This is a genomic window from Niveispirillum sp. FG148 (genome assembly GCF_057809655.1).
The window spans coordinates 132,044-145,580 of the sequence record NZ_JBMDKJ010000009.1 but is presented as its reverse complement, the minus strand read 5'-3'; the positions used below and the strand labels follow the sequence as shown (position 1 = coordinate 145,580).

The 13,537-nt window shown below is 66.2% G+C and carries 13 protein-coding genes; 5 read left to right on the top strand and 8 right to left on the bottom strand.

Features of this window, described 5'->3' with window-relative positions:
* Positions 1-19 precede the first annotated feature (19 nt).
* The 3 genes from ACODTW_RS12400 to ACODTW_RS12390 are packed head-to-tail and all read right to left on the bottom strand — an operon-like array spanning position 20 to position 2,483.
* Positions 20-904 (bottom strand): hypothetical protein, encoded by an 885-nt coding sequence (locus ACODTW_RS12400; RefSeq protein ID WP_488946328.1) that lies wholly within the window; start codon positions 902-904, stop codon positions 20-22.
* Positions 901-1,254, bottom strand: coding sequence for a hypothetical protein (locus ACODTW_RS12395; protein ID WP_488946327.1), 354 nt, complete (start codon positions 1,252-1,254; stop codon positions 901-903). Before ACODTW_RS12395 ends, ACODTW_RS12400 begins: the two co-directional genes overlap by 4 nt.
* Complete coding sequence (locus ACODTW_RS12390) at positions 1,254-2,483, bottom strand: class I SAM-dependent methyltransferase (protein WP_488946326.1); 1,230 nt, start codon at positions 2,481-2,483, stop codon at positions 1,254-1,256. Before ACODTW_RS12390 ends, ACODTW_RS12395 begins: the two co-directional genes overlap by 1 nt.
* Positions 2,484-2,919: 436 nt before the next feature.
* Here ACODTW_RS12390 and ACODTW_RS12385 point away from each other — a divergent pair, with 436 nt between their 5' ends.
* The 4 genes from ACODTW_RS12385 to ACODTW_RS12370 all read left to right on the top strand — a co-directional run bounded on the left by ACODTW_RS12385 (position 2,920) and on the right by ACODTW_RS12370 (position 8,672).
* Positions 2,920-3,606, top strand: a complete 687-nt coding sequence (locus ACODTW_RS12385) for a hypothetical protein (RefSeq protein WP_488946325.1) — start codon at positions 2,920-2,922, stop codon at positions 3,604-3,606.
* A 362-nt stretch (positions 3,607-3,968) separates the two neighbouring features.
* Positions 3,969-6,203: a TonB-dependent receptor gene (locus ACODTW_RS12380; RefSeq protein ID WP_488946324.1), complete on the top strand. Its 2,235-nt coding sequence runs from the start codon at positions 3,969-3,971 to the stop codon at positions 6,201-6,203.
* 68 nt (positions 6,204-6,271) lie between these two features.
* Entirely contained in the window at positions 6,272-7,168 is an 897-nt protein-coding gene (locus ACODTW_RS12375; protein WP_488946323.1) for a LysR family transcriptional regulator, read from the top strand.
* A gap of 88 nt (positions 7,169-7,256) precedes the next feature.
* Positions 7,257-8,672, top strand: a complete 1,416-nt coding sequence (locus ACODTW_RS12370) for an alpha/beta fold hydrolase (RefSeq protein ID WP_488946322.1) — start codon at positions 7,257-7,259, stop codon at positions 8,670-8,672.
* Here ACODTW_RS12370 and ACODTW_RS12365 read toward each other — a convergent pair.
* The 5 genes from ACODTW_RS12365 to ACODTW_RS12345 form a co-directional block, all read right to left on the bottom strand.
* Positions 8,633-9,724 carry a hypothetical protein gene (locus ACODTW_RS12365; RefSeq protein WP_488946321.1) on the bottom strand — a complete coding sequence of 364 codons (1,092 nt, stop codon included), beginning with the start codon at positions 9,722-9,724 and terminating at the stop codon, positions 8,633-8,635. The two genes, ACODTW_RS12370 and ACODTW_RS12365, sit on opposite strands and share 40 nt — an antisense overlap.
* Complete coding sequence (locus ACODTW_RS12360) at positions 9,721-10,716, bottom strand: hypothetical protein (RefSeq protein WP_488946320.1); 996 nt, start codon at positions 10,714-10,716, stop codon at positions 9,721-9,723. Before ACODTW_RS12360 ends, ACODTW_RS12365 begins: the two co-directional genes overlap by 4 nt.
* A 17-nt stretch (positions 10,717-10,733) precedes the next feature.
* Complete coding sequence (locus tag ACODTW_RS12355; protein ID WP_488946319.1) at positions 10,734-11,792, bottom strand: hypothetical protein; 1,059 nt, start codon at positions 11,790-11,792, stop codon at positions 10,734-10,736.
* Position 11,793: 1 nt separating this feature from the next.
* Positions 11,794-11,982 (bottom strand): hypothetical protein, encoded by a 189-nt coding sequence (locus tag ACODTW_RS12350; RefSeq protein WP_488946318.1) that lies wholly within the window; start codon positions 11,980-11,982, stop codon positions 11,794-11,796.
* Positions 11,983-12,182: 200 nt separating this feature from the next.
* Positions 12,183-12,647 (bottom strand): ArsI/CadI family heavy metal resistance metalloenzyme, encoded by a 465-nt coding sequence (locus ACODTW_RS12345; RefSeq protein WP_488946317.1) that lies wholly within the window; start codon positions 12,645-12,647, stop codon positions 12,183-12,185.
* 219 nt (positions 12,648-12,866) lie between these two features.
* Here ACODTW_RS12345 and ACODTW_RS12340 point away from each other — a divergent pair, with 219 nt between their 5' ends.
* Positions 12,867-13,523, top strand: a complete 657-nt coding sequence (locus ACODTW_RS12340; RefSeq protein ID WP_488946316.1) for a fumarylacetoacetate hydrolase family protein — start codon at positions 12,867-12,869, stop codon at positions 13,521-13,523.
* Positions 13,524-13,537 lie beyond the last annotated feature (14 nt).

Here is a 13,537-nt window from a genome sequence, read left to right as displayed (position 1 = left end):
GCCGGTCGGGGTGCCTTTGTCACGAAAGCTGCACCAGTTCCACCAGCGTGCCATCCGGGGCGCGCAGCGTGCCGGTCAGGCGGCCTTCGTAGAAGGGGCCGTCGCGGCGGACGGGCGGGGTGATCCAGTCGCCCTTGATCGCCGACAGGTCGCGGTGCAGCAGGGTGCAGAGCGCGATGCCCGGCGGCAATTGTCCTTCATGGCGGGGCCGGACCGTGGCCTCATCCGGCAACTGGTCCAGTTCCAGGAAGATGTCGCGTTCGTCCGTCATGGTGCACAGCGTGTGCTTGGTATCCATGGGCTGGCCGAACGCCTTGGAGATCATCGTATAGGGGATCTCCACGCTGCGGCCAAACGACAGACCCACCACGTCGCGGAACCATTCCAGGCTGCGTGTCAGGTCAGACGCCGCCATCACCAGAATGAACAGCTTGTCGATCAGGCTGGCCGCGCGCGGCAGATCCTGGTCGGGCAGATCGCCGTTGATCTGGGTCAGATAGACGATTTCCTGGTCCGGGCCCTTCACCTGCATGGGATATATCGTGGGCAGGCCGGGGATCTGCTTGGGCGGGCCGATGATCTCGAACGGGCTTTTCAGCATCCGCTCATTCACCGTCAGCACGTCCTGGACACAGATTTCCGCGGCCGCCCAGCCATAGGTGCGCAGCGGCACGTAATCGGGGACGGGATCGCCTTCGACAAAACGCAGGAAAACGGCCGCCCCGGAGGACGGCCGTAGAACCACATAGGTCTTTCCTGCACTGGCGGGGCATCCCCAGGCGGCGGCGAGGTCGGCGGGCAATCGCCCGCTTTCCACGTCGCTGTAATCCAGCCACTCCCTGTAGCGGGCGGCCGTCGCCGTCGGATCGGCGACCACCAGGGTCGCCGCGCGCAGCAGCTTCATTGCGCCAGTTCCTCCGCGATATCCTCGGAACTGTCATCGGTGGCGTTCAGGGCCTCGGCCTCCTGCTGCACGACGCGCAGCACGCGGGCGATGAATTCCTGGGTCCACAGGTTGCGCTCGGCCGCTTCCACCTTGGTGGGGGCGAAGGCTTCGATATCGGCCTTGCCCACGATGCCCTTGCTTTCCAGCAGCCGTTCCAGCGTGTCCAGGCGCTGGCGGGTCACCACCAGCTCGCCGGCCAGCGTCATGGCGATGGCCATGGCGCGCTCGGCCTCCCAGCTTTCCAGGAAGTGCGGGCGCTTGCCCGTGGGTTTGGCCGACGCAGCAGCCAGAGCCTTTTGGATTGTCATCACACCACCTCCTTGCGGGCACCAATCACATGCCAGGCGGCCTTGCGGCCGTAATCCTCGCCACTTTCCTCGGCGGCGTCGGGGAACACCTCCTTGTCGACCACGGCCGTCACGCCGCCATGGATCAGCTTGGCCTTGTCAAAGCCCGCCTCGTCCATCCAGGCATCCAGGTCGGCCTCGTGCATCTTCGTCCAGAAGGGCTCGGCGTTGTAGAACGCGTCCCAGTCGCGCATGGCCTGTTCGTACAGCGGCATGTCGGGCGTGTACTGGGGCTGTTCGACATGCAGCACGAAACCACCGGGCGCCAGCAGGCGATGGCTTTCCTTGAAGATGTTCTTCATGGAGCTGTAGCTGGTTTCGTGCAGGAACATGGTGGTCTGCACCCAGTCGAAGCTGCCATCGGCGAATTGCGGCAGGCTTTCGACATTGGCCTGGACGAAGGTGACATTGTTCACCCCCAGGGCCTTGGCGCGGGCCAGACCGTAGCGCAGCATGGGTGCGCCGACATCGACCGCCACCACTTCGGCATCCGGGAAGGCCTGGGCGATGGGCAGGACATTGTGACCGAGGCCGCAGCCCAGGTCGATGATGCGCTTGGGCTTGAAATCGGGCAAGTTGGTCTTGACCCACTTGGCCACAGCCTGGCCGCCACCGTCCGACAGACGGCCGATCTGGCCACCGGTGGTGGCGAACAGGCCGCTGTCATAGTTCGCGGCATTGGCCACATCGCCGGGGAAATATTCGGTGTGATAGGAACCGGGCATGCAGTGATGGTCGATGCCCTCGATATAGCGGGGCAGCTTCATCTTGGGGTCCAGCTTCAGGCGCGGATCGCCTTCGGTCAGGGCGGCGGCACGGGCAGCCAGTTCCTCGGCCTGACGCAGGGTGACCCAGCGGCCGGCCTGCTGACGGATCTCCATGGTGTTGCGGCGCAAGGCCGACCAGAGCTGCCAGAACGGGTCCTTGGCCAGGGCCCGGCGGACCTGATGGCGGTTGGTGAAATGTGCTCCCGGGGCCACGCGGCTCTCGAACGCCGTCTTCACATGCGGCAGGACGCGGGTCGACAGGTGGCGGTTCATCTGCGCCACGAAATTATAGCGCTCCACCTCGTCATGCGTCAGCTCGGGGAACATGCCGTGACGGGCCACGACGCGATAGTCGGGCGGGCCGTCATAGGCGGCGCTGATCGCCGCGCTGTGGTCGGTCACGGGCTTACCTGAACCATCCATCTCGTCCTCCTGGGGGCTGTCTCGTGAAGTCTCCGGCGGGGCTTGCCGGTGCGGTCCGCCCCGTCTTTTCGAGTTCGACTGTAGGGTCGGTCGGCCCCGCCCGTCCCACATCCAGTTGTCATTCGGCACAAAGATCATTTGTGGATATTCACAATCCGGATTTGTGCCTTTCGCCAATCCGGTGATGGGGGCTGACCATGGGGTGGACATGCCCCATCCGGACCCGTGCCACACCGTCCGCCATGAAAGAAGCTGCCGCCCGGACCTTCTATCCAACGGGCCCGCACGGGCGATCAGGCCGCGGGTCGGATTTATTTGTCCGGACATATTGACAGGGGCGACATGACCGGTTTTCATGGGAACCGGTGGTGTCGTGTGATGGCGGGCGGGCCCTTTCGCGGGTGCGACCCCTCAGCAACGGGAGGCATGAGCGGTCATGGAACTTCTTGGTATGTATCTTGACGAACACCTGGTGCTGCGCTGGCTGCACATCATCGCCATGGCCTATTGGCTGGGTGGCGAATGGGGCGTGTTCAATTCTTCGCGTGTTCTGGTCGACAGCAACCTGTCGCTGGCGGAACGCAAGCGGCATATGGAATCGGCCTATCGTATCGACATCCTGCCGCGCACGGGCATCGTCTTCCTGCTGCCGCTGGGTCTGCATCTGGGCCACAATATGGGCGTGCAGCCGCTGGGTGGCGCCTGGCTGGTGGGCATGTGGATCTTCGTCGCCTTCTGGGTGGCGCTGGTGATCACGGCCTTCTTCAGCCGCAAGTCGCCGCACTACATGCTGCTGACCAAAGTGGATGAGAGCATCCGCTACGTCGTCATCCCGGCCCTGTTCTGCGTCAGCGTCTACAGCCTGATCTATGGGGAGCCGTTCAGCGCCGCGTGGTACGCCACCAAGACGACCATCTTCTCCGGCCTGCTGATCATCGGCCTGCTGCTGCGCTATGTGATGCGCGACTGGATCGTCATCTTCAAACAGCTGGAAGCCGGTGGGCCGAAGGACGAGTTGGAAGGCAAGCTGAAGTCGGCCATGTCGTTCGCGCGTAAGCTGGCCTATATCTACTGGGTCGGCATCATCACCAACGCCTTCCTGGGTGTGGTGAAGCCGTTCTGACCAAGGGACGGGGCGGGATATACGCCTTCCCAACTGCAGAAATGAAGAAGCCGCGATCCCCGCCGGGGTCGCGGCTTTTGTCTTTTCGGGTCGGGACGATCAGGCGGCGGTAAAGCGGCATACCGATTGTGTGGTTTCCATATCACAGCGGCCGATCGTACGGATTTATTTCAGCCTGCCCGTGCAAGTGCGCTCTTGCAGGTTCTAAAGGTATATTATTATATCATTATCACATTGACCGCGGAGCGGACATCTCCAGCGGACCCAAGCCCGGCACAGATCGGGTTGGCGCCGAACAGACTTGGCATCAGTCATAACTTGACCGCCGTCAATGGCGGTCCTGGACAGGAAGGTCTAACAACATGCAAAAGCACGCATTCAAGATGATGTGCGCGGCCACAGTCGCTTTTTCGGCGGTCCTGCCGGCCATGGCGCAGGACAAGGCCAAGGCTGGCGATGCCGGCGGCGCCCTGTTGGAAGAAATCATCGTCACGGCCCAGCGCCGTTCCGAAGCCGTCCAGGACGTGCCGATCGCCATCAGCGCCTTTTCCGCCGCTGAACTGGAACGCCGCCAGGTCACGGAGACGCTGGATCTGGTCAATACCGTGCCCAACCTGATCGGCGCCAACAATACCGGTGTCGGTTCGGCCAACCAGTATTATCTGCGCGCCCTTGGCAACACGGAATCGATTGCCACCTTCGATCCGCCGGTCGGCACCTATGTCGACGACATCTATGTCAGCCGCCAGAACGCCAATAATTTCGCCTTCTTCGATGTGGAGCGGATCGAGGTTCTGCGCGGGCCGCAGGGCACGCTGTTCGGCCGCAACACGACGGGCGGTGCCGTCAACGTGATCATGGCCAAGCCCAAGGATGCCCTGGGCGGCTTTGTCGAGCTGGGCTACGGCAAGTATGACGAGAAGACGGCCCGCGCCTCCATCGACGTGCCTGTGTCGGAGACGGTGCTGACCAAGCTGTCGGCCTTCAAGCTGAAGAATGACGGCTGGGCCAAGAACCTGACCACGGGCGAAGACAATAATGCCGAGGACAGCACGGGCGTACGCGGTGCCGTTCGCTGGCTGGTCAGCGACAATGTCACCTGGGACATCTCGTCCGACTATATCAAGAGCAAGAATGACAGCCTGCTGAACACGATCGAGGGCGGCGACCGCGTCACCCGCACGGGCATCAGCCGCACCGGCGGCGCCTTCGTCGGCATCTTCAAGGGCGACAAGGCCAATTACGGCCTGGGCAACATGGTCCGCACCTGGACCCTGACGTCGAACATCCAGGTGGAGACGGAAGGCCCGACCATCAACATCATTTCCGGATATCGCGACCTGCATCAGGAATATCTGCTGGACTTCGCCAACATGGCCAAGACCACCGGCGGCTATGTCATCGCGCATGAAGGCGACAACGACCAGTTCAGCCAGGAAATCAAGGCCAACGGCTCGCTGTTCGCGGACAAGCTGGATTATGTGGTCGGCGCCTATTTCCTCTATGAGGATAATTACAGCGATTTCGCCGATTACCTGAACTACACGGCGCCGACCGTCACGGCCGACCGCACGCTGAAGAACACGGCCATGGCCAAGGCCGTCTACAGCCAGTTCGATTTCCATGCCACCGACAAGCTGACGGCCACGGCCGGCATCCGCTTTACGGAGGAAAAGAAGGAAATCAACATCTATCCCAACGGCAATCCCCGGACCGCGTCGAAGTTCAGTGTCGCCGACATGGCTGCCCTGGGCATCCCCACCGATCTGGTCTCGACCGTCTGGACCCCGCGCTTTGCCCTGGACTACAAGATCGACGAGGATGTGATGCTGTTCGCATCCGCCACGCGCGGCTTCAAGTCCGGTGGCTGGAACGCCCGCGGCACCTCCGCCGAACTGATGCAGGCCTTCAGCCCGGAAAAGGTCTGGTCCTATGAAGGCGGTGTGCGGTCGGAATGGCTGAATGGCCGTCTGCGCGCCAACCTGAACGCCTTCTATACCGACGTTTCCGACTTCCAGATCCCCTCGGCCTTCCAGCAGGCCAGCGGCGCCATCGCCTTCATCACCGGCAACTATGCCGACATGGAAGTGAAGGGCCTGGAAGCCGAATTCACCTTCGTGCCGGTCGCCGGCCTGCATCTGAATGCCGCCCTGGGTCTGCAGGACAGCAAGTACAAGAGCCCGGCCGCGTCGGTTCTGACGCAGCAGGCGCAGTGCAAGTCCGGTGTCACGGCCCGTTGCGGCCAGGGCATCGTGACGCCGACCGGCGATATCGCCGAACCGGTGCGCAGCCCGGACATCACGCTGAACCTGTCGGCATCGTATGATTTCGACATCGGCGACTATGTCCTGACGCCGTCCGCCAGCCTGACCCATGTCGGCAATCACTGGGTCCAGACCAGCAACCTGCCGGTCACCTATGAGAACGGCTACACGGTCTATAGCGGCGGTCTGACCTTCGGCCCGACGGACGGTCCCTGGTCGGCCAGCGTCGACTGCTCCAACTGCACCAATGTGGCCTACAAGACGTCGTACCTGATCGCGACCTACTACAACCGTCCAGTCACCTGGAACGCCCGGTTGAAGTACAAGTTCTGATCAAGGAAGCCGTCACCGCCTTCCCATGCCGGGGGGCGGTGACGGCCGCTTGAACGGGGCTTGATCGGATGGAACTGCGCGATCTGGAATATTTCCTGGCCGTCGTCGATACGGGCAGCCTGACGCTGGCAGCCCGGCAGAAGGGGCTGAGCCAGCAGGCCCTGTCGAAAAGCCTGGCCCGGCTGGAGACGGAACTGGGCGTCATGCTGCTGGAACGCACGCCCAAGGGCGTGCGCGTCACCCGCATGGGCGAATCCCTGCTGACCCATGCGCGGTCGATCATGGGGGAGATGGGGCAGTTCCGCCGCGACCTGGACGTGGCGCTGGGCCGCAGCAGCACGCAACTGGCGCTGGGTGTCAGTCCGGCGGCCGCCGCTGGCATCGCGCGGCAGGCCATCCCGCGGTTGCAGCGCATCTTCCCGCGTCTGCATCTGCGGGTGGAAGCGGGTGTGGAACCCACCTTCGTGCGCATGCTGCTGGCCGGCGATATCGATCTGGCGCTGGCCACCAGTGCGGCCGCCAGCGACCCGCAGATTTCCTGCACCGTGCTGGGCCAGGAACGCTGGGTGGTGGCGGGGCGCAAGGAACATCCGCTGCTGATGGCGGCGACATCCCTGCCCGATCTGGCCGGCGCCGACTGGATCCACGGCCCCATGCCGGACGGGCTGGAAATTCGCGTCGATCGGCATTTCCAGGGGCTGGGCATGGACCCGATCCGGCCGCGCATCACCTCCTCCTCCATCCTGTTCGGCCTGTCCATCCTGACCAGCAGCAATCTTCTGGCCATCCTGCCCCGGTCCATGGTGGTGGATGCGCCAGGATTGATGGGCCGGGATCTGGCCGACGGGGCCTGGACGACGCCCCTGATGGTCATGCGCCGCCGCCGCGCCTCCGCTTCCACCTTCGAGACCAGCCTGATCGAGATCCTGACCGACGAGGCAAGGCGCCCGGACACCGTCTGGTGACAAAGGCGGGTTGTGGGAAAGGGTCTGTCGGTTGGGGTCTGTCCAGGCTGTGGACAGATGCCAGAACCCGCATTGTGAGGCTTCGATCATGACCCAAATCCAACGCCATTTCGTGCAGGTCGACGGACGTCTGGTGCATTACCGGCGGGCCGGTTCCGGCCCGGTCCTGGTGGCCCTGCACCAGTCGCCGCGCGACGGGTCGGAGATGGAACCGCTGATGCGGGCCATGGCCCCGTTCGCCACCATCATCGCGCCCGACAATCCGGGTTTCGGCCTGTCCGATGCGCTGCCGGGCCTGCCCACGGACATGGACTCCTATGCCCATGCCATGGAACGGCTGCTGGTGGCCCTGGGCGTGGAGCAGGCGGCCCTGTACGGGCTGCATACGGGCGGGGCCATCGCCACCCGGTTCGCCAGCCTGTATCCGGCGCGGGTCAGCGGTCTGGTCGTGGACGGGTTCGTCCTGTCGGAACCGGCGGAGCGGGCGGACCTGCTGGCCCATTACCTGCCGCCCTTCGTTGCCGCCTGGGACGCGGCACATCTGGCCTTCGCCTGGCACCGCATCCGCGACCAGGGCATCTATTTCCCCTGGTACCGGCGGGACGCATCGGCCCATCTGCACCGCCCGCCGCCCGATCCCGATCGCGTGCATCTGCAGATCATGGAATTCCTGCGGTCGGGCGATGCCCATCGCGGCGCCTATGGCGCGGCCCTGGGCTATGACAAGAAGCCCGACTTCGCGGCGCTGCGCGTGCCGGCGCTGCTGTTCTGCGCCCAGGATGATGTGCTGAAGGTCTATCTGGCCAAGCTGCCGCCCCTGCCCGACGGGGTGCAGGCGGGCACGGCGGCCGACCGCACGGCGGCCTGGCCCGTCATCACCGACTTCCTGCGCCGGCACCTGCCGCAGACCCTGGCCCCGGCGGCCCCGGCTTTCGCGGCGCGCGGCGTCACCAACGGGATTGCCTGGCGTGCGGGCGGGCAAGGGACGCCCTTGCTGCTGCTGCATGATCTGGGCGGGGCGGGGGTGCTGCTGGACCCGCCGGCCGAAGGCGCCTGGCTGATCCCCGACCTGCCCGGAATGGGCGACAGCGACAGCGATGTGGACCCGGCCGATATCCCGGCCGTGGCCGACGCCGTGGCCGGCCTGCTGCGGGCCCGGGGCCTGTCGGGCGTGACGATCCGGGGCAACGGCTATGGTGCGAGTGTGGCGCTGCTGATGCTGCGTCGGCATCCCGAACTGGTGGCAGGGCTGGCCGGTGACCGGACGCTGATGCCGCGCCCACTGTCGCTGGCCGTGGTGGAAGGCGGGGGGCATCTGCTGGCAGCGTGGCAGCAGGCCCGGGACCGATACCTGTTCGCCCCCGGTGGCGGGGTGCCGCCGGATGCGGCGCGCCTGCAGCTGGAAACCTTCTACTGGCTGCGCGCGGCCCCCATCCTGGACCGGGCCTGGCAGGCCGCTTCATCCTATCCGATGGGCGCGTCCAGCCTGTCGGGCCTGGATTGACCTGCTGCGGCGGGGAGCGCTGCTTCCCGCCGCAGCAGGTCAAACACCCGGCCGATGATATCCACGGCCGGCCCGTCATGGGGATGCAGGAAGGTGGCGAAGCCCGGTCGCGCGTTCACTTCCAGGATATGACAAGTGCCGGGCGCCGGCGGGGACAGGGGGGCAGACAGCATCACGTCCAGGGCGGCGATGCGCAGCCCCGGCACCGCGGCGAAGGCCCGGTGCATCAGCGTCAGATAGGCCGGATGGACCAGATCGAAGCCGCATCGGCTGACCCCGCCGAACTGGGTGTTGGAGACGGCCCCCACCTCCACCATCTGTCCCGGCGCCGGCACGCTGTCGCGCGTCAGCCCCGCCGCCGACAGCATGAAATCCAGGCCGAACTGGTCCGGTATCGGGTCCAGGCCCGGCTGATCCAGCGCCGTACGCCGTTCATTTTCCGCCCGCAGCAGGCGGCTGATGCTGTCCCGGCCATTGCCGGTGACATGGGGGCGGCGGCTGACCTTCACGCCCGCAATATCCGGATCGACCAGGAAGAAGCGGTAGGCATCGCCGGGTGCCGTTTCCTCCACCAGCACCTTTGGATAATGGGTCAGGACCGCATCGATGGCGGCCGCGATATCGCCAGCCCGGCGCAGGCCGGGAAAGGTCAGATCCCCCAGCGAGCCCGCCTCCGGCTTCACACAGACCAGGCCCGGCAGGTCGGCGGCGAAGATCAGCGCATCCTGCCGTCGGTCGCGGTGGAAGGCGGCGCCCGCCGGTATCGGCAGTCCTGCCGCCTGGAACAGCTCGCGCACCAGCTGCTTGCGGGCCGTGGGCACCGTGTGCCGGTTGATGGGAACGGGCGCGGTCGCCCCGGCGGGCAGAAGAAAGAAGGCGTGGGCGTTGTAGGCGAAGGTGTGGCCGTCCAGCACAAAGGTCAGCCAGGGCTGTTGCGGACGCCCGCCCGGCCAGCGCCGCGCGGCATGAGGCCGCCAGGCGATATTGTCGGCATCCAGCCGGCGGATCAGGCAGCGATCGGATTCCAGCGTCACACCACGGACAGGGATCATGCCGGCAGCTCCATGGCCAGGGCCTCCAGCGTCGCCGCGCCCGCGGCCAGCCCGTCATAATCCAGCATCAGAAACGGCGTGGCATCGGCCCAGGCGGCCAGGGCGCGGGCCATGCCGGTATCGCCCTGCCCGGCCAGCGTGGCCCCGGCCCCGGCCAGCGCCTGCAGACCCAGGGCGGAGGTCAGGCGTGTCAGGGTCGGTGCCTGGCCGGTCCGGCGGCGCAGCAGGATGATGGCGGCGGGCGGCCCCGCGCGGTCCGATACGGGACCCAGGGTCTGCGGGGCAAGGCCGGTCGTGCCGCCGCGCCGGTATGCCGGTTCGGGCAGGCCTGCCGGCAGCAGCGACCGCAGCAGGTCCCATCCCCCCGACCGCAGCCGCACCGTCACCGGCAGGCCGAACAGGTCGCCCCCGCGCGCGATGCCCACCGTGTCGTCGCTGAGCAGGGTGGCGCCGCGCAGCGTCAGGGCCGTCGCCAGACAGCTTTTGCCCCCGCCCGACGCGGCAGCCAGCAGCATCGGCCGCCCGCCGATAATCAGGCCCGCCGCATGGGCCACCAGCAGCGGGCGGTCGGGCAGCATGGCCAGTTCGACCAGACGCGCATAGACCAGACCGGCGACATGCAACGGGCTTTCCGCCACCTCCACCAGCGCGCCGTCGCTGTAAAGCGCGACGCCGTCGGGATGGGGTCTCAGTTCCAGCAGATGCTGGCGGCGGCCCTTGTCCGCCGGCCGCAGGGGCAGCAGCCGCGGGCGCAGCCAGCGCAGCCCCGGCACATGGCAGACCAGGGCGATCCGCCGGTCACCGCAGGCGACCCGCAGACGCCAGCGGACGGGGGCGTCCGCCATCACCGGCGGCGTCCGCCCCGCGGCCGGATATGCGCTCAGGGGCGGTGTTGCCAGCTGTTCGCCATCGGTCAGGATCAGCAGGTCACGTCCATGCCGCAGCAACCGCCCACCCTGCAGCGGGACGGACACTGCGCTGCCGCTACCCATGGCGGCGGCGTCCCCGCTCACCCTTCATCGACCAGACGCATCATCAGATGGACGATGGGCGTCGTCACATCCTGCGGCGGGCCCTCCCAGGGGTAGTGATAGGGCAGAAGGCCGGGGCGCCCGTTGACTTCCAGCACGGCATGATTGTCCGCCGTGGCCGGTACCGTGGCATCGCCCACCACCATGTCGATGGAGCCGGCCAGCAGGCCGGGGATGGCCTTGAAGCCGCGCATGGCGCTGTCCAGGTAGCTTTCATGCAGCAGGCCGGGGATGGAGATGCTGTCCGCCCCCATGGCGCCGTTCGATGCCGGGTGCAGATAGACGCGCTGACCCGCCGCCGGCACGCTGTCATAGGTCATGCCCTGGCGGGCCAGCATGAAGTCCGCCGCGTGCCCGACGCGCAGGTCGTGATGGCCCACCACCTGCCGGCGCAGCCGTTCGGCGCGGTGCGCGGCGATCAGCTGCGTGACATTGGACTGGCCGTCGCCCAGGACGCTGGCGGGTCGCGACATCTTCACGCCCACGATCTGCCCGTCGACATAGATGAAGCGCCAGACCTGACCCGGCACCGACCGTTCGATCAGCACATCATCATAGTCGCGGATGACGGCGGCGATGGCGGTGGCCACGTCGTGCGCGCTGCGCAGGCCGGGAAAGACCAGATCGCCCTGGCGGCCCTGGTTGGGCTTCACGCACAGTTCGACCGTCTGGTCGGCCGCATAGATCAGGGCTTCCGTCACCTGATCGCGGGTAAAGACGCGGCCGGCGGGCGTGGGCACATCCACCGCCGCCAGCAGATCCTTGGTCAGCTGCTTGTCATCGACGATGCGGTGCGGCTCCGGCCCGTTCAGCAGCACGGCCGGTCCTTCCAGATGGCGCTGGCGCAGAATCTCCTGCCGGCGCATCCAGAACCGCTCCCCCCCGATATAAAGCCGCAGCCAGGGCGGCGGGGCGGGGCGCCGCCGGTACCGGTGCCGGGACGGGACCATGTCCCAGCGGATGCCCAGGCGCGTGGCGGCCAGCATCAGACAATAGGGATGCCCGTCCCGAACCAGATCCGGCGTGATGGTGTCCATTTCAGGTTTCGCTGGATGCTGCACGGACCCGGCGTGACGTCAGCAGCGCCGCCGTTGCCAACCCGGCAACACCTGTCGCCTTGGCCAGGGCCAGAAGCGCCTCGCGCCGCTCCCTCTGCTCCTGCGCGGTCAGTTCCGGTGCCTCACCCAGGACCGACGGGGGCGGTATCCTGCTGTCCTTATTGCCCATGTTACACTTTCACTGATGGTGAATATTTAAGCACTCATATTACGCTACCTAAAGTATCACTGACAACAGGAGTATTCTTCCGTCACCGTCGGCATCGGCGCCTATCGGCGGCGTGCGCATCACTTACGGTGGCAGGAAAGACGGTCTGTTCCCGTCTTTCCTGCTGTTTCCAATCCGTCGCGCCGATGCCGGGCGACGGTTCAGGCGGCCGGCCCGCAGCAGGCGCGGGCGGGGGCCGGATCTGGGGATCTGGCCGTGGAAGCCAGGCGTGGGTCGACAGCCGATTCGCCGCCGCCATAGACAGCACTGCCGCCATAGGTATGGAAAACCTCCCACGGCACACCGGCCGGATCGGTGATCCAGGACTTCTGCGACCGGGCATAGCAGCAGGTCGTGTGCCCTTCCTCCAGCACCGGGGCGTCGGCCCGGCGCAGGCGGGCATAGACCTCACTCAGTTCTTCGCCGCTGTCGACCTGGATGCCCAGATGTTCGACGCCGGCGGCCCGGCCGCGCGCGCTGATGGCGAAGTTCACGCGCGGGTCCTCCAGCATCCATTTGGCGTAGTCGGCCTTGGCCACCGTTGGTTCAGCGGCGAACAGCGTGGAATAGAAGCGGGTGGCCGTGGCGATATCGTCAACGGCAACATGCAGGTGCAGACGTTTCATCTTCATTCTCCGGGTATGCCGACGCGCCGTCCGTCCGGGGCCGCAGATCCGCGGCCGACGCGTCAACGGCATGTTTATTTTCCATGATTCGAGAATGATCGAAATGAAACGGGGCGTCAATAGACATTTCTATGGATTTCGAAATGTATCGGGACTTGCACAGCCCCCCGGATCGGCGGCACCCTGACGCAATCTTCCCGACCGGAGCCGTCCTGCCCCATGTCCGCCTATGTCATCACCCCGCCTGCCCCCGTGACCCTGGCCGTGGCCGGTACGCAGGCGCGCTTTCCTGTGGGCCGGCTGTTCTGTGTCGGGCGCAATTATGCAGCCCATGCGCGGGAGATGGGGGCCAGCGGGCGCGAACCGCCCTTCTTCTTCATGAAGCCGGCCAGCGCCGTGCTGCCGGGCGGCGGTTCCATGGATTATCCGCCCCTGACCAGCGACCTGCATCACGAGGTGGAACTGGTTGTGGCGTTGGGTGAGGGCGGGTCGGTCTTCGGCTATGCGGTCGGGCTGGACCTGACGCGCCGCGACATCCAGGCAGCGGCCAAGAAGGACGGCAAGCCGTGGGAGATGGGCAAGGTCTTCGACCATGCCGCCCCGGTCGGCACGCTGGTGCCGGCCGCCGCCGTGCCCGACATCGACCGCGGCCGCATCGTGCTGACGGTCAATGGAGAGGTCCGGCAGGAAGGCGACCTGTCGGAGATGATCTGGACCGTGCCGGAGATCATCGCCGAACTGTCGCGCCACCTGACCCTGCTGCCCGGCGACCTGATCTTTACCGGCACACCGTCCGGCGTCGGCCCCATCCAGCGCGGCGACCGGCTGCTGGGCACGGTCGACGGCGTGGGGGAACTGGCGGTGACAGTGGGGTGACGGTGGGGTGATCC

Bases quoted from the DNA above. Each gene is read 5' to 3' on its own strand.
- ACODTW_RS12400 (WP_488946328.1), bottom strand. From the start codon at position 904: ATGAAGCTGCTGCGCGCGGCGACCCTGGTGGTCGCCGATCCGACGGCG.
- ACODTW_RS12395 (WP_488946327.1), bottom strand. From the start codon at position 1,254: ATGACAATCCAAAAGGCTCTGGCTGCTGCGTCGGCCAAACCCACGGGC.
- ACODTW_RS12390 (WP_488946326.1), bottom strand. From the start codon at position 2,483: ATGGATGGTTCAGGTAAGCCCGTGACCGACCACAGCGCGGCGATCAGC.
- ACODTW_RS12385 (WP_488946325.1), top strand. From the start codon at position 2,920: ATGGAACTTCTTGGTATGTATCTTGACGAACACCTGGTGCTGCGCTGG.
- ACODTW_RS12380 (WP_488946324.1), top strand. From the start codon at position 3,969: ATGCAAAAGCACGCATTCAAGATGATGTGCGCGGCCACAGTCGCTTTT.
- ACODTW_RS12375 (WP_488946323.1), top strand. From the start codon at position 6,272: ATGGAACTGCGCGATCTGGAATATTTCCTGGCCGTCGTCGATACGGGC.
- ACODTW_RS12370 (WP_488946322.1), top strand. From the start codon at position 7,257: ATGACCCAAATCCAACGCCATTTCGTGCAGGTCGACGGACGTCTGGTG.
- ACODTW_RS12365 (WP_488946321.1), bottom strand. From the start codon at position 9,724: ATGATCCCTGTCCGTGGTGTGACGCTGGAATCCGATCGCTGCCTGATC.
- ACODTW_RS12360 (WP_488946320.1), bottom strand. From the start codon at position 10,716: ATGGGTAGCGGCAGCGCAGTGTCCGTCCCGCTGCAGGGTGGGCGGTTG.
- ACODTW_RS12355 (WP_488946319.1), bottom strand. From the start codon at position 11,792: ATGGACACCATCACGCCGGATCTGGTTCGGGACGGGCATCCCTATTGT.
- ACODTW_RS12350 (WP_488946318.1), bottom strand. From the start codon at position 11,982: ATGGGCAATAAGGACAGCAGGATACCGCCCCCGTCGGTCCTGGGTGAG.
- ACODTW_RS12345 (WP_488946317.1), bottom strand. From the start codon at position 12,647: ATGAAACGTCTGCACCTGCATGTTGCCGTTGACGATATCGCCACGGCC.
- ACODTW_RS12340 (WP_488946316.1), top strand. From the start codon at position 12,867: ATGTCCGCCTATGTCATCACCCCGCCTGCCCCCGTGACCCTGGCCGTG.